The 20,187-nt window shown below is 68.4% G+C and carries 17 protein-coding genes; 7 read left to right on the top strand and 10 right to left on the bottom strand.

The window, feature by feature from the left end; genetic code table 11:
- The first annotated feature begins 65 nt into the window (after positions 1–65).
- Both H5J31_RS13990 and H5J31_RS13995 read left to right on the top strand, forming a co-directional pair.
- Positions 66–1,439, top strand: a complete 1,374-nt coding sequence (locus H5J31_RS13990) for an FAD-binding oxidoreductase (protein WP_181772975.1) — start codon at positions 66–68, stop codon at positions 1,437–1,439.
- Between the two features lie 22 nt (positions 1,440–1,461).
- A complete protein-coding gene (locus H5J31_RS13995; protein ID WP_181772976.1) occupies positions 1,462–3,015 on the top strand; it encodes an acetolactate synthase large subunit in 1,554 nt (517 codons plus the stop codon).
- Between the two features lie 79 nt (positions 3,016–3,094).
- Here the strand turns inward: H5J31_RS13995 and H5J31_RS14000 are convergent, their stop codons facing one another.
- The 7 genes from H5J31_RS14000 to H5J31_RS14030 form a co-directional block, all read right to left on the bottom strand.
- Positions 3,095–4,516, bottom strand: a complete 1,422-nt coding sequence (locus H5J31_RS14000; protein WP_181772977.1) for an MFS transporter — start codon at positions 4,514–4,516, stop codon at positions 3,095–3,097.
- 63 nt (positions 4,517–4,579) lie between these two features.
- Positions 4,580–5,059: a DUF3761 domain-containing protein gene (locus tag H5J31_RS14005; RefSeq protein WP_236005054.1), complete on the bottom strand. Its 480-nt coding sequence runs from the start codon at positions 5,057–5,059 to the stop codon at positions 4,580–4,582.
- Between the two features lie 73 nt (positions 5,060–5,132).
- Positions 5,133–5,885: an SDR family NAD(P)-dependent oxidoreductase gene (locus H5J31_RS14010; protein WP_181772978.1), complete on the bottom strand. Its 753-nt coding sequence runs from the start codon at positions 5,883–5,885 to the stop codon at positions 5,133–5,135.
- Positions 5,886–5,894: 9 nt separating this feature from the next.
- Positions 5,895–6,782 (bottom strand): SRPBCC family protein, encoded by an 888-nt coding sequence (locus H5J31_RS14015; RefSeq protein ID WP_181772979.1) that lies wholly within the window; start codon positions 6,780–6,782, stop codon positions 5,895–5,897.
- Positions 6,775–7,332: an ArsR/SmtB family transcription factor gene (locus tag H5J31_RS14020; RefSeq protein WP_181772980.1), complete on the bottom strand. Its 558-nt coding sequence runs from the start codon at positions 7,330–7,332 to the stop codon at positions 6,775–6,777. The genes H5J31_RS14015 and H5J31_RS14020 overlap by 8 nt, the downstream gene beginning before the upstream one ends.
- A 342-nt stretch (positions 7,333–7,674) precedes the next feature.
- On the bottom strand, positions 7,675–9,846 hold the full coding sequence (locus H5J31_RS14025) for a 3-hydroxyacyl-CoA dehydrogenase NAD-binding domain-containing protein (RefSeq protein ID WP_181772981.1): 2,172 nt from the start codon (positions 9,844–9,846) through the stop codon (positions 7,675–7,677).
- A gap of 10 nt (positions 9,847–9,856) precedes the next feature.
- Positions 9,857–11,068 (bottom strand): acetyl-CoA C-acetyltransferase, encoded by a 1,212-nt coding sequence (locus H5J31_RS14030; protein ID WP_181772982.1) that lies wholly within the window; start codon positions 11,066–11,068, stop codon positions 9,857–9,859.
- 157 nt (positions 11,069–11,225) lie between these two features.
- Between H5J31_RS14030 and H5J31_RS14035 the strand changes: the two genes are divergently transcribed.
- The 5 genes from H5J31_RS14035 (at position 11,226) to H5J31_RS14055 (ending at position 17,468) form a co-directional block, all read left to right on the top strand.
- Positions 11,226–12,410: a TetR/AcrR family transcriptional regulator gene (locus H5J31_RS14035; RefSeq protein WP_181772983.1), complete on the top strand. Its 1,185-nt coding sequence runs from the start codon at positions 11,226–11,228 to the stop codon at positions 12,408–12,410.
- Between the two features lie 52 nt (positions 12,411–12,462).
- Positions 12,463–13,680: a low temperature requirement protein A gene (locus H5J31_RS14040; RefSeq protein ID WP_181772984.1), complete on the top strand. Its 1,218-nt coding sequence runs from the start codon at positions 12,463–12,465 to the stop codon at positions 13,678–13,680.
- 110 nt (positions 13,681–13,790) lie between these two features.
- The gene (locus H5J31_RS14045; protein ID WP_181773036.1) at positions 13,791–15,086 is read left to right on the top strand and encodes an acyl-CoA dehydrogenase family protein; all 1,296 of its coding nucleotides are present in this window, start codon (positions 13,791–13,793) and stop codon (positions 15,084–15,086) included.
- A gap of 17 nt (positions 15,087–15,103) precedes the next feature.
- Positions 15,104–16,312: an acyl-CoA dehydrogenase family protein gene (locus tag H5J31_RS14050; protein ID WP_181772985.1), complete on the top strand. Its 1,209-nt coding sequence runs from the start codon at positions 15,104–15,106 to the stop codon at positions 16,310–16,312.
- Positions 16,313–16,472: 160 nt separating this feature from the next.
- Positions 16,473–17,468, top strand: a complete 996-nt coding sequence (locus H5J31_RS14055; protein ID WP_181772986.1) for an MASE1 domain-containing protein — start codon at positions 16,473–16,475, stop codon at positions 17,466–17,468.
- Positions 17,469–17,471: 3 nt separating this feature from the next.
- Here H5J31_RS14055 and H5J31_RS14060 read toward each other — a convergent pair whose 3' ends face one another.
- The 3 genes from H5J31_RS14060 to H5J31_RS14070 all read right to left on the bottom strand — a co-directional run bounded on the left by H5J31_RS14060 (position 17,472) and on the right by H5J31_RS14070 (position 20,101).
- Positions 17,472–18,527, bottom strand: a complete 1,056-nt coding sequence (locus H5J31_RS14060) for an alpha/beta hydrolase (RefSeq protein ID WP_181772987.1) — start codon at positions 18,525–18,527, stop codon at positions 17,472–17,474.
- 118 nt (positions 18,528–18,645) lie between these two features.
- The gene (locus tag H5J31_RS14065) at positions 18,646–19,509 is read right to left on the bottom strand and encodes an SDR family oxidoreductase (RefSeq protein WP_181772988.1); all 864 of its coding nucleotides are present in this window, start codon (positions 19,507–19,509) and stop codon (positions 18,646–18,648) included.
- Positions 19,510–19,594: 85 nt separating this feature from the next.
- Entirely contained in the window at positions 19,595–20,101 is a 507-nt protein-coding gene (locus H5J31_RS14070; protein ID WP_181772989.1) for a GNAT family N-acetyltransferase, read from the bottom strand.
- Positions 20,102–20,187: the final 86 nt, after the last annotated feature.

A 20,187-nucleotide genomic window follows, 5' to 3' on the forward strand; every position in this document is an offset into this window, starting at 1 on the left:
CACGGCCGCCCACTACGTACTACGCTTCGGTAACCAGGCAAAGACGCGTGAGGAAGGGCTTGTCGATGGGCGATGTTGCGGCACGGTTCGCCGAGATCGTCGGGGACACGAATCTGCTGTCAGGCGAGGCGATCCCCGAGGACTACGCACACGACGAGGCGTTGACGGCCGCCCCGCAGCCACCCGCCTACCTGGCGAAACCGGGGACCGCCGAGGAGGTCGCGGAGCTGCTGAAAGCGGCGGGCGAGCACGGCGTTCCGGTCACCGCGCGAGGATCGGGCACCGGGCTGTCGGGCGCCGCACGGCCTCGCGAAGACGGTTTGGTGATCTCGTTCGAGCGCATGAACGCGGTCCTGGAGATCGACACCGAGAACCACGTCGCCGTCGTCCAGCCCGGCGTCACACTGTCCGAATTGGACGAAAAGACCGCCGTCGCCGGGCTCGGCTACACGGTTTATCCGGGTGAGTTGAGCGCGAGTGTCGGCGGCAACGTCGGGACGAACGCGGGCGGGATGCGCGCGGTCAAGTACGGCGTCACCCGGCACAACGTGGTGGGTCTGCAGGCGGTGCTGCCGACCGGCGAGATCATCCGGACGGGTGGCAAGACCTCGAAGGTCTCGACCGGCTATGACCTGACCCAGCTGATCATCGGCTCCGAGGGCACGCTCGCGATCGCGACCGAGGTCATCGTGAAGCTGTATCCGCGCCTGCCCCACGGCGCGACGGTGCTCGCCCCGTTCGAGACCTTCGACGAGGTGATGACCGTCGTCCCGAAGATCATCTCCAGTGGCCTCGCGCCGCATATCGTCGAGTACATCGACAACCTGACCCTCGCCGCGATCAGCTACAACGAGAAGCTCAGCCTCGGCGTCCCGGACCAGATCCGTGACTCCGCGCAGGCTTATCTGGTGGTGGCGCTGGAGAACCGCGACAACGATCGGCTGCATGCCGACATCGAGGAGCTCGGCGGCCTGCTGGGCGATCTCGGCGCGATGGACGTCTACGTGCTCGAAGGCGGCTCCGCGCGCAAGCTCATCGAGGCTCGCGAGAAGGCGTTCTGGACGGCCAAGGCCGTCGGTGCGGACGACGTCATCGACGTGGTGGTCCCGCGGGCCGCGATGCCGGAATTCCTGCGCCGGACCAGGGAAATGGCGCTTTCGCGCGAAGCGGGCGCGCTCGGCTGCGGGCACGCCGGCGACGGCAACGTCCACCTCGGCATCTTCTGCAAGGACCCGGAGAAGCGCAAGAAACTGCTGACCGACATCTTCGCGCTCGGTATGGAACTCGGCGGCGCGATCTCCGGCGAGCACGGCCTCGGGCAGACCAAAACCGAGTATTTCCTCGACCTGGAGGACCCGGCGAAGATCGCGCTGATGCGCCGGATCAAGGAAAGCTTCGACCCGGCCGGGATCCTCAACCCCGGCGTTCTTTTCCGCTGAGAGGGCTTGAAAAGTGAGTGAGATGAACGGCGCCCAGTCCCTGATCCGCACGCTCGTCGACAGTGGCGTGGACGTGTGCTTTTCAAATCCGGGCACCTCGGAGATGCACTTCGTGGCCGCGCTCGACACCGTGCCCGAGATGCGCGGCGTGCTCGGCCTGTTCGAAGGCGTGGTCACCGGCGCCGCGGACGGGTACGCGCGGATCGCCGACAAACCGGCCGCCACGCTGCTGCACCTCGGCCCCGGCCTCGGGAACGGGCTGGCGAACCTGCACAACGCGCGCCGCGCGCACACCCCGATCGTCAACGTGATCGGCGATCACGCGACCTACCACAAGCAGTACGACGCCCCGCTCGAATCGGACATCGAGGCCGTCGCCGGTTCGCTCGAAGGCTGGGTCCGCCGCTCCGAGCACACGAAGGACGTCGGTGCCGACGCCGCCGCGGCGGTCGCGGCCGCCCAGGACTCCCCCGGGCGGATCGCGACGCTGATCCTCCCGGCCGACGCGTCCTGGGGTGAGGGCGGCGAGGCCTGCGCTCCCATCCCGCCGCGGATCCCGCAGGCCGTCGACGCGACCACGGTGAAGGACATCGCCGACGTCCTGACCAGCGGCGAACCGGTCGCACTCCTCGTCGGCGGTAGCGCCTGCCGTGAAGCCGGGCTGCGCGCGACCAGCCGGATCGCCGCCGCGACCGGGGTGAAGGCGTTCGTCGAGACGTTCCCCGCGCGGCTCGAGCGCGGAGAAGGCCTGCCGACGATCGAGCGGCTGGGCTACCTCGCCGAGCAGGTCGCCTACCAGCTCGACGGGATCAAGCACGTGATCATCGCCGGGACGAAGGCGCCCGTGTCGTTCTTCGCGTACCCGGGCAAGGCGAGCAACCTCGTGCCCGAGGGCGCGCAGGTCCACGTGCTGGCCGACATCGGGCAGGACGTTCCCCGCGCGCTGAACGAGGTCGCGGACCTCGTCGCGGCGGAGACGGAACCGGTCCTGCAGGAAGCGGCCCGGCCCGCACTGCCGTCCGGACCGCTGACACCGCAGAACTGGGTCGAGGTGATCGGCGCGCTGCTGCCCGAACGCGCGATCATCGCGGACGAGGCGAACACCTCCGGCCTGCTGCTGCCGGCGGCGACCGCGGGGGCGCCGCGGCACGACGTGCTGACGCTGACCGGCGGCGCGATCGGTTATGGCATGCCCGTCGCGACCGGCGCGGCCGTCGCCGCCCCGGACCGGCCGGTGATCAACCTGCAGTCCGACGGCAGTGCGCTGTACACGATTTCGGCACTGTGGACGCAGGCCAGGGAGAACCTGAACGTCACCACGGTTCTGCTGAACAACCGGGCGTACGCGATCCTGCGGCTGGAGTTGCAGCGCGTCGGGGCGGACGCCAGCGGTCCCAAAGCGAACGAACTGCTCGACCTTTCGCGGCCGGACATGGACTTCGTCAAGATCGCCGAAGGGATGGGCGTTCCCGCATCACGGGCGACGACCGCGGAGGAACTGGCCGAGCAGTTCCAGCGCGCGTTGGCCGAGCCTGGTCCGCACCTCATCGACGCGATCGTGCCGACGCTGTTCTGACGCGCTCGGGATGAGCGGCTTGAGATGAAAGGCCCCTTCATCGCGAATTTCGCGATGAAGGGGCCTTCCTCTCACTGGGCTAGTGGACCGAGGCGGCCATGGGTTCGGGCTGCCGTTGCTTCGGGACGATCGCGGTCAGGACGAGCCCCAACAAGGCGGCACCGGAGGCGACGATGAAGCTCATCCGGAACCCGTCCGCGGACGGGACCGAGACCCCGCCGACGGTGATCGCCAGCGACGCGAGCATGGTCGCCATGACCGCGCTGGACGTCGACGTGCCGACCGACCGCATCAGCGAGTTCAGGCCGTTCGCGGACGCGGTTTCGCTGATCGGCACCGAACCCATGATCAGCGCGGGCATCGCCGCGTAGGCGATACCGACACCGCCGCCGATGATGATCGACGCGATGATCAGCTCGACGGCGTTGTCCATCAGCACGGTGGCGAACGCGTACCCGGCCGCGATGGTGACGGCACCGGTCATGAGCGTCGTCCGCGGGCCGTAACGCGTGATCAGGCGCGCCGACACCGGTGACAGCATGAACATGACCAGCCCGTTCGGCGCCAGGCAGAGTCCGGCCTGCACCATCGTCAGGCCGAGGCCGTAGCCGGTCGACGCGGGCGCCTGCAGCAACTGCGGGAACGACAAGGCCATCGAGTACAGCGCGAAGCCGATCATGATCGACGCGAGGTTGGTGAACAGCACCGGACGCCGTGCGGAGACCCGCAGGTCCACCAGCGGATCACGACGCCGCAGCTGGTAGCCGCCCCAGATCAGCAGGATCGCCACCGCCGCTCCGGCGAATCCGAGCGTGCGGCCGCTGCCCCAGCCCCATTCGCTGCCCTTGACGATCGGCAACAGCAGGCAGACCAGTCCGGCCGTCAGCCCCACGGCGCCGAGGTAGTCGAAGGGCGCCGGTGTCTTCACCGGCGACTCCGGCACGACGAACAGGATCAGCAGGCCGCAGACCAGTCCGAGCCCCGCCGACGCCCAGAAGAGGACGTGCCAGTCGGCGTTCTGCGCGACCAGCGCCGACACCGGCAGCCCGATCGCGCCGCCGACGCCGAGCGTCGAGCTCATCACCGAGATCGCGGCACCGACGCGTTCCGGCGGGAGTTCGTCGCGCATGATGCTGATGCCCAGCGGGATCGCGCCCATCGCGCAGCCCTGCAACCCGCGGCCGACGACCATCAGCGCGAGCGAACTCGTCAGCGCGGACACCACCGAACCGGCGACCAGGAAGCCCAGGCTGATCAGCAGCAACCGGCGTTTGCCGTACAGGTCGCCGAGCCTGCCGCTCACCGGCATCACCACGGCGCCGGCGACCAGGGTCACCGTGACCACCCACGACGCGTCGGCAGGGGAAGCGTCGAGTAGCCGCGGGAACGCCGGGATCAGCGGGACGACGAGCGTCTGCATGAACGAGGCCACCAGGCCACAGGTGGCGAGCACGACGACGAAAAGCCGGGGCGAAGGTGCCCGGTCGACCGGATTCACCATGCGGATCCCATGATCCGACCTTACACAGCACCATCCTCTCAAGTGAATGGTTGACCGACGGGATCACAGCCAGGTGCGAACCCCACCATGTCCCGAGCAAGTACCGCGGCGATTCTGGCTGTAGCTATAGGAACCGTCCTTGCACAGTGCCGTCGCCCCGTCGGCCGCTCCAGGACCGGTCGCCGGCCGGTGCACGCAGTCGCCATCGGCGTTGCGGTAATAGTCGCCGCCGCAGTCCACGGGATTCGGCGCTTTCGCCGCACTCGTCGCTTTCGGGCGCGGTGTCGGCTTCGGCGTCGGGACGTTGACCGACGTCGGAACCTCGACCGGTGCCGTAGTCGGCGGAACCAAGGCCTGCGGTGTGGCCGTGGTCGTCGGCGCTGTCGTGGGCGGGGCCCAGCCGCTGGTGGACGTCGGCGTTGTCAGCACCGTGCCGCTCGGCTGCGTGACCCGCCCGGTCGGCACGGTTTCGACGCCGCACCCCGCGGCGACCAGCAGGCCGATCGCCAGCGAGATCCCGAGCTTCATTGCTCTCTTCGGCAAAGCAGCCTCCCTCGGCACGTGGTGGTGCCGCGTAGTCGGGAGAGAGTTCGCCGGTGTTACCGCCGGGAGAGGATCAGTCGACCATCGTGCCGCAACTGATGTTCAGGGCCGTCGCCGTCATGCTGCGCGCGTGATCGGACGCGGCAAAGGCGGCGACGCGGGCAACGTCCTCCAGTGACGCCGTCCGCTTGAGCATCGTCATCTCGACCATGTCGCGGATGGCGTCGTCGAGTCCGGCCCCCGCGGGGATCGTCTCCGGGATCCCGCCGGTGCGCAGGGTCACGACACGGATCCCCTGCGGGCCGAGTTCGCACGCCAGCCCTCGCCGCAACGCCTCCATCGCGCTGAACGCGACCTGCAATCCGCCGAGGTGATACCCCGGCAACGGATCGCCGTCGCCGCCGAACATCAGGATCACCCCGGAGCCTTGCGTGATCATGTGCCGGGCGGCCGCCCGCGCGGTCAGGAAGTTCGTCCGTACCGCGGTCCGGACCGGACTTTCGAGGTCCTCCAACGACATCTCGACCAGCGGGGTGCCCTGGACGTCGTTGTGCGTGATCACGTTCATCGAGATGTCGACGCTGCCCGCCGACGCGGCCACAGCGGCGGCATGTTCGTCGATGGCCGCTTCGTCGAGTGCGTCGAACTCCGCCGTCTCGGCTTTTCCACCGGCCGCCCGGATCTCCTCGGCCAAGGCATCGAGCTTCTTCAGCGTCCGGCCGGTGAGGTGCACCGTCGCACCTTCCCTGGCGAACCCATGGGAAACCGCGCTCCCGATTCCGCCCGCCGCCCCGTAGACGATCGCGTTCCTGCCTTCGAGCAACATCGGATCCTCCTACTTCCCGTCGATGGTGATGAGTCCGTCCGGCGTCCCTTCGAGGTGGACGTCGACCCACATGGGGATCCAGGTGTCGATCTCGTGGAACCGGCGCAGTTCCGCCAGGCCGCTGAGCCAGCCCATCCACGAACCGTACGGCGGCTTCTCGTCGGAGAATCCACTTTGGACGAACGTGAGTTTCGTGCCACCACCGGAGTCTTCGAGTTCCCAGGTGGCGACGATGCCGTCCTCGTAGGCGAGCGCCATCTTGCCGTCGGGGACCAGGTCGACGATCTTCGCCGGCCTCGGATCCATCTCCAGCGAGCCCATCGCCCAGCGACCACCGACGTGGGGCTCGGCCTCGATCCGCGCACCGAACCAGCGCGTGAACTCGGCGGGATCGGCGATCGACGCGTAGACCTCCCCGCGCGGCGCGTCGATCCGCACTTCCTCGCGCATCCGCGGGGAGGTGAGATCGCAGCGCGCGGTGATCGGGCGGCCCTCGACGTGGTCGACGAGGTTCGAGACCGCAAGCGCCCAGAACGTGTGCATCATGCCGAGCGGCGAATCGGGGTCCGCGAGCAGCGCCTGGAAGTCGGGCAGACCGGTCTGACTGAAGTCGATCAGCGTCCCTTCCCCGTCCTCCGACAGCTTGAATTCGACGACGGTTTCCGTGCCGTCGACCTCCCAGGCGAACTTCAGGACGTTGCCTTCGGCCATCAGCAACTTCTGGGCCGGCGCGTCACCCGCCGGCGTGTAACGGCCCCAGAACTCGTACCGGCGCGGCAGATCGGCCACGGCGTGTTCGGAGAGCCAGATCCGCATGGACCCGGCATCGGTCAGCGCGTGCCAGACCTCGTGGATCGGCGCGCGCACGCGGATCCGGAACCCTTGCGACTCAGCCATGGGGTTCTCCCTTCGGATAGCAGGCCACGGCGAGTTTGAAGGCATCGCCTTCCGCTCCGCCGTAGCGTGTGAACAGGTCCTGCAATGTCGTCTTCACTTCGTCGAGGAACTCCTGGCGCCGCTCCGGTTTCACCCGGATCTCGCCGGAGACGCCGATCGACGGGAGTTCCGGTGCGGCACGGTCCAGCGCGGCGATGTCCGCCTGGACCTCCTCCATGAGGTCCACCAGGTACCCGAGGCTCAGTTCGTCCCGAGCCGCCCGCGGGCCGATCCGGCCGACCAATCCGGGCGACAACCAGTACGAACGCGCGCTCGCCTGATACACACCTTCACTGATTCCGCGCACCTTGCGCTCCGACACCTGACTCACGAGACCGGCTTCCACCAGGCGTTTCACGTGGTAGTAGACCCGCTGCGGGGTCTGGTCGAGCGCCGCCGCCACCTCGGTGCACGAGCTCGGCTCGGCGAGCCGCCGCAGGACGTCCACCCGCTGCGGTTTCAGCAACGCCTCCGCCTGGTCCAGCCGCTCCAGGTACTCCACGTCCTTCACCACGCCACCTCGATCACAAAAACAAGTTTGAACGTAAAAATCAATTTTGTCAATCGGCTCGACGAGGCCATGTGAGGACCCGATCCTGTGAGCATCGGCGATGGAGGCCCGCCTGCCGCCGCGCCGGCTCCCGTACGGGGCGCTCGAACCGTCGTCCCGCTGAACCTCCGACTGCCATGAACGGCTCGTTACTTGCAAAATTTGCAAGTAACGAGCCGTTCATGGCCCGGGCTCATCCGTGGCTACGGACGCGCCACCCCTTTGCCGTACAAGAAAGGGGCCGCCCCGGACCCGGTCCGGAGCGACCCCTTTCAGCGAGGGTTGAAACCCTTTACAAAGCGCTTATTCGTAGATCTCGCCCTTCGCGGCCTTCTCGACCAGCGAGGCGGGCGGGGTGAAGTGATCGCCGTAGCGCTCCGCGAGCTCACGAGCGCGGTCGACGAAGCCCTGCAGGCCACCCTGGTACTGGTTGATGTACTGGATGACACCGCCGGTCCACGCCGGGAAGCCGATGCCGAAGATCGAACCGATGTTGGCGTCGGCGATGGTGGTCAGCACACCTTCGTCGAAGCACTTCACGGTCTCGAGCGCCTCGGCGAACAGCATGCGCTCCTTGAGGTCCTCGAAGGGAACCTCGGCGCTGCCCGACTTGAACGCGTCGCGCAGGCCCGGCCACAATCCGGTCCGCTTGCCGGCCTCGTCGTAGTCGTAGAAGCCCGAGCCGGTGGAGCGGCCCTTGCGATCGAACTCTTCCACCATGCGATCGATGACGCCCTCGGACGCGTGCGCGTTCCAGGTGCCACCGGCCGCCTCGATCGCCTCACGCGTCTCCTTGCGGATCTTGCGCGGCAGCGTCAGGGTCAGCTCGTCCATCAGCTGCAGCGGCGGGGCCGGGTATCCGGCCTGCGAACCGGCCTGCTCGATCGACGCGGGCTCGACACCCTCGCCCAGCGCGGCGACGGCCTCGTTGATGAAGGTGCCGATGACGCGCGAGGTGAAGAAGCCGCGGCTGTCGTTGACGACGATCGGGGTCTTCTTGATCTGCAGCGTGTAGTCGAAGACCTTCGCCAGCGTGGCGGACGAAGTCTTCTCACCGCAGATGATCTCGACCAGCGGCATCTTGTCCACCGGCGAGAAGAAGTGGATCCCGATGAAGTCCTCGGTCCGCTGGACGCCCTCGGCGAGCGAGGTGATCGGCAGGGTCGAGGTGTTGGAACCGAGTACGGCGTCGGGGTTGACGATGCCCTCGATCTCCTGGAACACCTTGTGCTTCAGCTCGACGCTCTCGAAGACGGCCTCGATCACGAAGTCGACGCCGGCGAAGTCCTCCGCCTTGTCGGTCGGCGTGATCTTGGCGAGCAGCGCGTCGGACTTCTCCTGAGTGGTCTTGCCGCGGGAGAGGGCCTTCTCTTCGAGCTTGACCGCGTAGCCCTTGCCCTTTTCGGCGCCTTCGAGGGTGACGTCCTTGAGCACGACGTCGATACCGGCCTTGGCCGAGACGTACGCGATCGCGGCGCCCATCATGCCCGCGCCGACGACGCCGACCTTCTTGGCGGTGTACTTCTCGAAGCCGTCCGGCCGCGAGCCGCCGGAGTTGATGCTCTGCAGGTCGAAGAAGAACGCCTTCGTCATGTTCTTCGAGACCTGGCCGGTGGCGAGGCTGATGAAGTAGCGGGTCTCGACGGTGATCGCGGTGTCGAAGTCGACCTGCGAGCCCTCGATGGCCGCGGACAGGATCGCCCGCGGGGCCGGCATGTTCGCGCCCTTGATCTGCTTGCGCAGGTTCGCCGGGAACGCGGGCAGGTTCGCCGCGAAGCTCGGGTTCGACGGGGTGCCGCCCGGGATCTTGTAGCCCTTGACGTCCCACGGCTGCACGCCGCCCTCGGGGTTGGCCTTGATCCACGCCTTCGCGGCCGGGACCAGTTCCTCGACGGTGCCGACGAGTTCGTGCACGAGGCCGAGTTCCTTGGCCTTGGCCGGGCGGTGCCGCTGGCCCTGCAGCAGCACGTTCAGCAGCGCGCTCTGGATGCCCAGCAGGCGCACGGTGCGGACGACGCCACCGCCGCCGGGGAGCAGGCCGAGGGTGACCTCGGGGAGGCCGATCTGGCTGCCCTTGACGTCGGCCGCGATGCGGTGGTGCGTCGCGAGCGCGAGTTCGAGGCCGCCGCCGAGCGCGGCACCGTTGATGGCGGCCACGACCGGCTTGCCCAGCTGCTCGAGCCGGCGCATCTGGCCCTTCATCAGGGCGCTGCTCTCGGTGATCTCGGCCGCGTTCTCCGGCTTGGCCTGGATCAGGTCGTTGAGGTCGCCGCCGGCGAAGAAGGTCTTCTTGGCCGAGGTGAGGACGACACCGGTGATGTTGTCCTTCTCCGCCTCCAGGCGATCGACGACCACACCGAGCGACTCGCGGAAGTCGGCGTTCATCGTGTTGGCGGACTGCTTCGGGTCGTCCAGGGTGAGCACGACGATGCCGTCGGCGTCCTGCTCCCAGCGGATGGTCTTCGCTTCAGTCATTGTCTCTTCCTCAGACCCGCTCGATGATGGTCGCGACGCCCATGCCGCCGCCGATGCACAGGGTGACCAGGGCGCGGCGCGCCTGACGACGCTCCAGCTCGTCGACGACGGTGCCGACCAGCATCGCGCCGGTGGCGCCCAGCGGGTGCCCCATCGCGATGGCGCCGCCGTTGACGTTGACCTTCTCCTCGTCGAGGTGCAGGTCCTTGATCCACTTGAGGACGACCGAGGCGAAGGCCTCGTTCAGCTCCCACAGGTCGATGTCGTCCGGCGTGAGACCGGCGATCTTCAGGACCTTCTCGGTGGCCGGGGTCGGGCCGGTGAGCATGATCGTGGGCTCGGAGCCGACGGTCGCGGTCGCCACGATGCGGGCGCGCGGGGTCAGGCCGAAGTCCTTGCCGATCTGCTCGTTGCCGACCAGGACCACCGCGGCGCCGTCGACGATGCCGGACGAGTTGCCGCCGGTGTGGACGTGGTTGATGCGCTCGACCGAGTGGTACTTCTGCAGCGCGACGGCGTCGAAGCCGCCCAGTTCACCGATTCCGGCGAAGGCGGGCTTCAGCTTGCCGAGGCCCTCGACGGTGCTGCCGGGACGACGGTGCTCGTCGTGGTCGAGGATCGTGACGCCGTTGATGTCCTTCACCGGGACGACGGACTTCGCGAAGTAGCCGCCGGACCAGGCCGCTTCGGCCTTCTCCTGCGAGCGGACGGCCCACGCGTCGACGTCCTCGCGGGAGAAGCCCTCGATGGTCGCGATCAGGTCGGCGCCGGTGCCCTGCGGGACGATGTAGTTGTCGTAGGCGGTGGCGGGGTCCATGAACAACGCACCGCCGTCGGAGCCCATCGGCACCCGGGACATCGACTCGACGCCACCGGCGATGATCAGCTGGTCCCAGCCGGAGCGCACCTTCTGCGCGGCGGTGTTGGTGGCTTCGAGGCCGGAGGCGCAGAAGCGGTTCAGCTGTACACCCGCGACGGACTGCGGCAGGCCCGCGTTCAGCGCGGCGGTGCGCGCGATCACGGCGCCCTGCTCACCGACCGGGGACACCACGCCGAGGACGATGTCGTCGATCACGGCGGGGTCGAGGTTCGGGTGACGGACCTTCAGTTCCTCGATGAGGCCGACCACGAGATCGACCGGCTTGGTGCCGTGGAGGGCACCGCCCTTGTTCTTGCCGCGAGGCGTACGGATCGCCTCGTAGATGTAGGCCTCGCTACTCACAGAAAAAACTCCTCCGCGTACGGCGCTGTATCTGGGACGAACACAGCCGGATCGTACCGGCCAGTAGCCATGCTAATGCCGATTAACATAAACCGCGATAACCCCATGGTGTCAATGGGTTGCGATGCACGCAACCGGCGCTATCGTGTGTTCACCTATGGATCACCCGACCGAGCGTTCAGCCCGACCGCGCGACCGCAAGGCCCAACTGGCCGGCCTCGCCGCGGAGCTCTTTCGCGCCCGCGGGTTCCACGGCGTCGGCATCAACGACATCGCCGCCGCGGCCGGGATCACCGGGCCCGCGTTGTACCGGCATTTCGCGGACAAGCAGGCGGTGCTGTCCTACGTCGTCCTGTCCGGCATCGACGACATGGAGACGGCCACCACCGAGACGCTCGCCGCCGTCGACATCCCGGTTCCCGCCCAGGTCAAAGCGCTGCTCGGGACGCTCGCCGCGCAAGCCGTCGAGCGTCGTGAGGTCGCCGCGCTGTGGCGCTGGGAGGGCAGGCATCTGCCGCGGGAGGGCCGCCGGGAGATCCGACGCCGGTCGGGGGCGGTGCTCGCGGCGTGGTCCAAGGCGCTGCTCGCGCTGCGCCCCGAACTGATCCCCGACGACGCCGAACTGCTCTGCTGGGCGGGGCTGAGCGTCTTCGGCAGCGTGTCCGTGCATCACACGTCGGTGGCGAAGAAACGCTTCGCGCAGATCCTGGTGCAGCTGGCGGAGTCCGTGCTGCATGTCACACTCCCCGTGCCCGGCGAACCGTCCCCCGAGACGCCGTCGATCGCGCTCGGCGAGCCGTCCCGGCGCGAGCAGATCCTCGCGGCCGCGACCGACCTGTTCGGGCAACGCGGCTTCCGCGCGGTGAGCATGGAGGAGATCGGCGCGGCGGCCGGGATCGCCGGGCCCAGTGTGTACCGGCACTTCCCCAGCAAGGCCGCGCTGATGGTGGCGATCGGCCACCGCGCGGCCGACCGGCTGGCGCTCGCCGCGGAACGCGCGCTTCGGACCGACGACGAGCGGGACGCGCTGCGCAGACTGGCGGCGTCCTATGTGCACACCCTTTTGCGCACGCCCGAGCTGCTGGTGTCCTTCTCCGGCAGCCCGATGGAGCTGCCGGAACGCGACAAGGCGGATCTGCTCCGGGTCCAGCGGGACTACGTCGCGCGCTGGATCGCGCTGACTTCGGAAGTCCGTCCGGAACTGAGCCTGCGCGAAGTGAAGATCACCGTCCACGCGGCGCTGACCATCGCGAACGACCTCGCACGCACCCGGCGGGTCAACGGCCGCCCGAACATCGAGGCCGAACTGACCACGCTGACGCACGCGGTCCTGGGCGTCTGAAAGTCAGCTTTGAGCAAACTCGCGTGTCCCGCAAAGGCGCGAGGGGCACGATGTGCGCGTGCCCACGAAACGCGGCCTGCATCTGGTGACCCGGGAAGAAGACCACAAGGTCACCACGCTGGAGCTCTTCTTCGACCTGGTCTTCGTCTACGCCATCACCCAGACCACTCAGCTGATGGCCGACCACCTCACCCCGCTCGGCATCGGCCAGGGGGTGGCCACGATCGCCGTCCTGTGGTGGTGCTGGTGCGCCTATGCCTGGCTGGCCAACACCGTCCACGTCGACAAGGGCATCGCGCAGCTGGCGATGTTCGCCGCGATGGGGACGATGTTCCTCGTCTCGCTGACCATCCCCGAGGCGTTCACCGATCTCCCGGGCGGGCTGTACGCGCCGCTGATGTTCGTCGGCTGCTACTTCCTCGTGCGACTGCTGCACCTGGTCGCGTACTTCGGCGCCGCCCGGAACGACCCGGATCTACGCAAGGTCGTGCTGAGGATGTTCGTCGGCCTGCTGCCGAGCGTCGCGCTCCTGACCATCGCGGCGTTCTTCACCGGCTGGGTGCAACTCGGCATCTGGGCCGTCGCCCTGCTCGCCGACTACGTCAACGTCTTCCGGACGCGCTCCTCGGACTGGCGGCTGCACCAGCCCGGCCACTTCGCCGAGCGGTTCGGGCTGATCGTGATCATCGCGCTCGGCGAGTCGATCGTGGCGATCGGCATCGGGATCAGCTCGTACCCGATGTCGTGGCCGATCACGGTGGCCGCCGTCTTCGGGCTCGCGCTGGCTTCGGCGATGTGGTGGATGTACTTCTCCGTCGTCGCGCACGTTTCCGAGCACAACCTGAAGCGCGCGGACGGCGTCGAGCGGGTCCGGATCGGGACCGACACCTACACCTTCCTGCACCTCCCCCTGATCGCCGGGATCGTGCTCGTGGCGCTGGGACTGAAGAAGTCACTGCTGTACGTGTCCGACACCGAGCACCACAGCCTGTCGGACGGGCTGCACGGCACGCCGATCTGGGCGCTCACCGGCGGGCTCGCGCTGTACCTGATCGCGTTGAGCGGGATGCGGCGCCGGAACCTCGGCTCGTGGAACGTGCGGCGGCTGGTCCTCGCGGTGGTCCTGCTGGCGGCGACGCCGCTGCTGGAGCTGGTGCCGGCGGTGGTGCTGGTCGGCGTCGTGGCGGTGGCGGCGGTGGGGTTGGTGACGGTTGAGCGAGTCGTGAGTGATTTGGGTCGTTCTAACGACCCAAATCACTCACGAGCGTGACGTTCGCCTCCCCCCTGGTGGCGCATCTCCTCGAAGGGAGTTAACCTACTCACGAGTAGGTAAGCGAGGCAGGGAGACTCACCGTGGGTGCGCCTAGGAAACGAGACGCGATGGGCTTCGGCCTGTCCGCGCTCACCCGGCTGGCCGGGAGCAAGGTCATCGAACGGGCCGGACTGCGCAAGCCCGTGCAGAACCTGGTCAGCGCCGGGACGCGCAACGGCTTCCGGGTCGCCGGGGCGGCGGGACGGACGTTCAAATCCGCCCAGCGGCTCGGCAAACCCGCGCGGCTCGCGCCGGCCGAGGACACGGGGCTGTTCGACCTCACCCCGAGTGAGGACCAGCAGCTCATCGTCGAGACCGTGACGGAGTTCGCGGCCGAACAGCTGCGGCCCGCGGCGGCCGACGCCGACGCGAAGCTCAGCGCGCCCGAAGGCCTGCTGAGCCGCGCCGCCGAACTCGGCATCTCGCTGGTCGGCATCCCCGAGGAGCTGGGCGGTGTCGGCACCGAACGGTCGGTCGTCACGAACGCGCTGGTCGCCGAGGCCCTCGCGCACGGCGACCTCGGGCTGGCTGTCGCGGTGCTCGCGCCGTCGGCGGTCAGCACGGCGCTGGTGTCCTACGGGGACGAGCAGCAGCAGGCGGACTACCTGCCCGCGTTCGTCGGCGAGAACGTCCCGGCCGCGGCGCTGGCGCTGCAGGAGCGCACGGCGCTGTTCGATCCGTTCAAACCCGCCACCAAGGCCCGCCGCACCCCGAAGGGCTACCAGCTCGACGGCGTGAAGTCGCTGGTCCCCCGTGCCGCGGACGCCGAGCTGTTCATCGTGTCGGCCGACCTCGAAGGACGTGGCCCGGCGCTGTTCCTCGTGGAGTCGTCGAACGCGGGCGTCACCATCGAAACCGAACCGGCGATGGGCCTGCGCGGCGCGGCGACCGGGAAGCTGCACCTGGAGAAGGTCGCCCTGCCCGCCGGAGCACTGCTCGGCGGCGGCAAGGCCGAAGTCTTCACCGAGGTCGTCCGGCTCTCGCGGCTCGGCTGGGCCGCACTGGCCGCCGGTACCGCGAAGGCCGTCCTCGACTACGTGGTTCCTTACGTCAACGAGCGCAAGGCGTTCGGCGAGCCGGTGAGCCACCGGCAGGCCGTCGCGTTCTCGGTGGCCGACATCGCCATCGAGCTGGAAGGGCTGCGGCTGGTCACGCTGCGCGCCGCCGCCCGAGCCGAACAGGGCAAGCCGTACGCCCGAGAGGTCGCGCTGGCCCGGAAACTGGCCGCCGACAAGGGAATGCAGATCGGCAGCGCCGGTGTGCAGCTACTCGGCGGGCACGGGTTCGTCAAGGAACACCCCGTCGAACGCTGGTACCGCGACCTCCGCGCGATCGGCGTGATGGAAGGCGCCGTCCTTCTCTAGGCTTTCGAAAGGCGATCATGATCAACCTTGAGGTTCCGAAGAAGGCCGGCACCCTGATCAACCAGGCGTACCAGGCCGCGGCCGAGGTGTTCCGGCCGATCTCGCGCAAGTACGACCGCGCCGAGCACACCTACCCGGCCGAATTGGACATGTTCGCGGCACTGCTGGACGGACTGAACTCCTCCGGTGAGGGCGGCGCGGGCGCGGCGGGTGTCCGCCGGTCCGAGAAGAACGAGAAACCGGGCAACCGCAACGGTTCCAACCTCAACATCGTGCTCGGCACGATCGAGATGTGCTGGGGCGACGTCGGTCTGCTGCTGTCGATGCCGCGCCAGGGTCTCGGCAACGCCGCCATCGGTTCGGTCGCCACGGACGAACAGCTCAAGAAGTTCTCCGGGCTGTGGGCCGCGATGGCGATCACCGAACCGGACTGCGGCTCGGACTCCGCCGCGATCACCGCCACCGCTCGCCTCGACGGCGACGAGTACGTGATCAACGGCGAGAAGATCTTCGTGACCGCCGGCGAGCGCGCCGACGCCGTCGTCGTCTGGGCCACTCTGGACAAGACGAAGGGCCGCGCGGCGATCAAGTCGTTCGTCGTCGAGAAGGGCACTCCCGGCTTCGAGGTGGTGCGCGTCGAGCACAAACTCGGCATCCGCGCCTCCGACACCGCCGTGCTGCGCTTCGAAAACGTCCGCGTGCCCAAGGAAAACCTCCTCGGCACACCGGAAATCGACACCGCCAAGGGTTTCGCCGGGGTCATGCAGACCTTCGACAACACCCGTCCGCTGGTCGCCGCCATGGCCATCGGCGTCGCCCGCGCGGCACTTGAGGAGACCCGGAAGGTCCTCTCCGAGGCGGGCGTCGAGATCGACTACGACAAGCCGGTGCACAGCCAGCACGCGGCCGCCGCGACGTTCCTGCAGCTGGAGGCCGACTACGAATCGGCGTACCTGCTGACCATGGAATCGGCGTGGATGGCCGACAACCGCAAGCCGAACTCGCTGCAGGCTTCGATGGCCAAGGCGAAGGCGGGCCGCTCGGTCGTCGAGATCACGCTTAAGTGTGTCGAGCTGGCCGGAACCTTGGGCTACACCGAGGAATCGCTCCTGGAGAAGTGGAGCCGGGACGCGAAGATCCTCGACATCTTCGAAGGCACGCAACAGATCCAGCAGCTGATCGTGGCCCGTCGGATTCTGGGCAAGACGTCGGCGGAGCTCAAGTAGGGCGTCGGGCTCGTGAGTGGTAAGGACGGTTAGAACCGTCGTCACCACTCACGAGGCCCGTTTATTTCCACCACTTCGACAACACCTTCGAGGCGGCTCCGAGGTGGCGGCACCGGGGTACTCTCATGGTTTTCCCTGCCAGCCGAGGCCCGGAGTCGCGATGAGGCCCGCCGCTCGAAAGCCGTCCCCCGCGGCACACTGGTGCCTCATCGTCCTCGCCGTCACGGCCTGCTATTTCATCACCGGCCAGATCGGCATCCAATGGGCGATCGTGCGGGAGCAGATCTCGCCACTGTGGCCGGCGGCCGGGGTCGCGTTGGCGGTGCCGATGCTCCTCGGGCCGCGTTACTGGCCGGGGATCGCGCTCGGCGCGCTGCTGACGAACATCGCCCTCGGGCCCTCGCTGCTCGCGGTCCTGGCGATCTCCGCGGGGAACACACTCGGCCCACTGCTGGGCTACTACGTCATGCGACGGCGCGGTTTCCGCACTCGGCTCGACGGGCTCCCGGACGTCGTCCTGCTGGTCGTCGTCGGCGCCATCGGCGGGACGGCTATCAGCGCCGTCGTGGGCACCGGCGCGCTGGTCCTCGAAGGCGCGCTCGTCCCCGGCGAGTTCTGGACGACGGCGCTGGTGTGGTGGACCGGCGACGCGATGGGCGTCCTCACCCTCACACCCTTGTTGCTGCTCGCGCCGAGATTCCGCCTGCCGAACCGGGTTCCGTTCGCTCGCTGGGCCGAAGCGTCCGCGCTCGGCGTCTGCGTGCTCGGCACGTCGCTCCTCGCCAGTACGACGCCGCCCAAACTGTTCATCGTGTTCCCGGTGCTGGTCTGGGCGGCCCTGCGGTTCCGGCAGGCGGGCGCGCTCCTCTGTTCCCTGTGCGTCTGCGCCTTCACGATCTTCGCCGCCGCGCGCGGTCTGGGTCCCTACGGCCCGTACGCCTTGGCCCCCAGGATGCTGCTGGTCCAGGCCTTCGACGCCACCGTCGGGATGACGGCGCTGGTGCTGTCCACGATCGTCCTGCAACGCGACCGCGCCACTGCCGAAATCGCCGACGCCTGGCGTCAGGTCACCGAAATGGTCGACCTGATCGCGCCACGCCAGTCGATGCGCAGCGCGATGACGAACCAGCGCAAAAGCGACGATCGGGCCGGCTGAGGCTCAGGCGACCTGTTCGTCGAGGAACCCGTCGAGGTGACGCCAGGTGGTCCCGCGCGCCTTCCGGCCGGTGAGGACGCCGAGATGCCCGCCGGGCGCGGTCTCGAACCGCACCGACGGCGAGTTGTCCAGCAGGCCGGTGAGCCGTTCGACGGCCGCGCGCGGGGCGATCGTGTCGTTCTGGCCCGCGATGACCAGCGTCGGCACCTTGACCCCGGACAGCGAGATGATCCGGCCGTTGAGGTCGACAGTGCCTTCGGCGAGGTCGTTGGCGCGGAAGAACCGGTGGTAGATCTGGCCGAACGTCCGCCCCGGGTAGGCGATCATGTTGTCCATGAAGTGGTCGACGGCCTCGATCTGCGCGAGATAGTCCCGGTCATCGAGATTCTTCAGGATCGCCAGCGGCTTGGTGATCTCCTTGCTGATCCCGGTCGCGCGGAAGACCCGGCTGACCAAATAGGACGGTGCGCCGCCGAGGACGCGGTAGATCGGGGTCAGCAGGTGCCCGCCGGTGAGGTCCACCAGCGGGCGGAACGGCGCGATCAGCGGGATCGCGGTGAAGTCGAACGGCGACGCGATGGTCGCGACCGATTCGATCGGCAGATCGGGCTGGTCGGCGGCGGTCAGCAGGGAGAAGATCCCGCCGAGGCACCAGGCGATGATGTGCACGCCCTGGCCGCCCGAATCCTCGCTGACCTTGCGGATCGCCCGCGGCAGCACCTCGTCGATCCAATGCTCGATGCCCAGGCGACGGTCGGAGAACGCGACGTTGCCGTAGTCGACCAGGTAGGTGTTGCGGCCGCCGTCGACCAGGTGCTCGGCGAGGCTGCAGCCGCGGCGCAGGTCGAAGCACAGCGCGGGCGCGGCCAGCGGCGGCACCAGCAGCACCGGCGGGCCGTCCACGGGCTTCCCGCTGTTGCGCAGCCGGTACAGCGAACGGTTGGGGCCCTGGTCGATCAGGACGCGCGGGACGGGGCGGAGATCGGCGACACCACCGTGCAGCACCTTCCCGACGACGTTCGACGCGGCGGCGGCGAGCCGTGCCGGGGGTGTTGCCATGAGGTGCCTCCTGGAGGAATGAACGCGGTAATGAGCAATCTTGCCGTTTACCGGCGCACTACTCAACACCGCCACCGGTCCAGGCCGTCCACTTCGGACGGTCATTAGGCCGTCCGAGCTAAGAATCGGCGTCCTTTTCGACCGCCGGGGCACTGCGCGCCGCCCGCGATTCGTACTCCGCGCGAGCACTGGAATGCGTTGCGGAAGAAAGAATCTTGTCGCCGCCGAGGGCGCGAAGCAGCCCTTCGCCGACGCGCCTCGGAAGCAGCCGTGTGATCCTGCCCATGGCGTCCAGCGATGCGGGAACGAAGACGTCGAACTTGGGACGGCGCAACGCATCGGCAATGGCCTGCGCCACATCTTCGGGCCGCACGGACTTGAAGAACTTCGCCTCGCCGAGCCCGCTGGCCAGTTCCGTGCGCACCACGGCGGGCATCACGCAGGAGACCAGGACGCCCGTTCCACGCAATTCCAGATGCACCGATTCCGACAGACCGACGACGGCGTGTTTCGTCGCGCAGTAGGTCGCGGCGCCGGGGAATCCCGCCTTCCCGGCCATCGAGGCGATGTTCACGATGTGTCCGGTGCCACGCGGGCGCATCCGCTTGACCGCCTCACGGGTGCCGTGGATGACCGCGTGCAGGTTGATCTCCAGTAGCCGCCGGGTCGCCGCGTCGTCCTCCTCGTCGAGCGGGGCGAGCGGCATGATCCCGGCGTTGTTGATCAGCACGTCGATCGGGCCGACGCGCCGCTCGACCTCGTCGAGGAACTCCGTGAAGCCCTTCGTGTCGGTGACGTCGAGCGGCAGCGCCTCCGCGCCCAGTTCGGCCGCGGTCTTCTCGGCGAGGACCTGGTCCAGGTCGCCGATGACCACCTTGGCGCCGAGCCGGGACAGCGCCGTCGCGGTGCTCGCCCCGATGCCTTGGGCGGCTCCGGTGATCACGACGACCTTGCCTGCCAGGGAACGTTCACGCTTGGCCATGGGAGCTCCTCTGCGACTTCACTGTCCGGGGCACTGTTGGCAATGTGTCAACTATGGTGCACCCCCAGGCGCCGGATCGCCAGCCCTACGGCCGCTGCTCGAACACCTGCCCGATCCAGCCGTTGACGTCGAACCGCTCGGTCGGCTTGAAGCCTTGGCTCTCGTAGTAGCGCTGCAGGTCGCCGTCGCCGCCGGCCCAGCAGTCGACCCGGACCAGCCCGATCTCGCGTTTCCGGGCCTCGGCCAGCGCGAACTCGACGAGTCGCGAGCCCACCCGGTGCCCGGCGAACCGGCGCGAGGTCAGCAGCAGGCCGAGGTAGATCTCGGGCTCTTCGACCGGCGGGACGTGCGGGAACCGGTCACCGAGGACGATCGCGCCCGCCGCCTCGCCGCCGACCTCGGCGATGTACAGCCCAGGCCCGTCGGCCATCCCCCGGACCCGCTCGATCCGCTTCGGGATCGTGGACCACGGCTCGGTCCCCCACTGACCCTCACTACCGCGCTCGACCAGCCAGGCGACGGCCTCGTCGAACATGTCCAGCAACGCTTGGAAATCCCCAGAACCACCCTCGCGGATGATGAATTCGCTCATCCTTCCGTTCTACAACATCGTGAGGTCGCGCGGGTATTTCGTCGGGTCACCGGGGGTCGTGAGTGGCGATTCGGGTTAGAACCCGA

The organism is Amycolatopsis pittospori, from assembly GCF_013870525.1.
Lineage (GTDB): Bacteria > Actinomycetota > Actinomycetes > Mycobacteriales > Pseudonocardiaceae > Amycolatopsis > Amycolatopsis pittospori.

Excerpts from the sequence above, each read along its gene's own strand:
- H5J31_RS14045 (WP_181773036.1), top strand. The coding sequence starts at position 13,791 with ATGGGCTTCGGCCTGTCCGCGCTCACCCGGCTGGCCGGGAGCAAGGTC.
- H5J31_RS14015 (WP_181772979.1), bottom strand. The coding sequence starts at position 6,782 with ATGGCTGAGTCGCAAGGGTTCCGGATCCGCGTGCGCGCGCCGATCCAC.
- H5J31_RS13995 (WP_181772976.1), top strand. The coding sequence starts at position 1,462 with ATGAACGGCGCCCAGTCCCTGATCCGCACGCTCGTCGACAGTGGCGTG.
- H5J31_RS14065 (WP_181772988.1), bottom strand. The coding sequence starts at position 19,509 with ATGGCCAAGCGTGAACGTTCCCTGGCAGGCAAGGTCGTCGTGATCACC.
- H5J31_RS14060 (WP_181772987.1), bottom strand. The coding sequence starts at position 18,527 with ATGGCAACACCCCCGGCACGGCTCGCCGCCGCCGCGTCGAACGTCGTC.
- H5J31_RS14070 (WP_181772989.1), bottom strand. The coding sequence starts at position 20,101 with ATGAGCGAATTCATCATCCGCGAGGGTGGTTCTGGGGATTTCCAAGCG.
- H5J31_RS14055 (WP_181772986.1), top strand. The coding sequence starts at position 16,473 with ATGAGGCCCGCCGCTCGAAAGCCGTCCCCCGCGGCACACTGGTGCCTC.
- H5J31_RS14000 (WP_181772977.1), bottom strand. The coding sequence starts at position 4,516 with ATGGTGAATCCGGTCGACCGGGCACCTTCGCCCCGGCTTTTCGTCGTC.
- H5J31_RS14025 (WP_181772981.1), bottom strand. The coding sequence starts at position 9,846 with ATGACTGAAGCGAAGACCATCCGCTGGGAGCAGGACGCCGACGGCATC.
- H5J31_RS14010 (WP_181772978.1), bottom strand. The coding sequence starts at position 5,885 with ATGTTGCTCGAAGGCAGGAACGCGATCGTCTACGGGGCGGCGGGCGGA.
- H5J31_RS13990 (WP_181772975.1), top strand. The coding sequence starts at position 66 with ATGGGCGATGTTGCGGCACGGTTCGCCGAGATCGTCGGGGACACGAAT.
- H5J31_RS14050 (WP_181772985.1), top strand. The coding sequence starts at position 15,104 with ATGATCAACCTTGAGGTTCCGAAGAAGGCCGGCACCCTGATCAACCAG.
- H5J31_RS14035 (WP_181772983.1), top strand. The coding sequence starts at position 11,226 with ATGGATCACCCGACCGAGCGTTCAGCCCGACCGCGCGACCGCAAGGCC.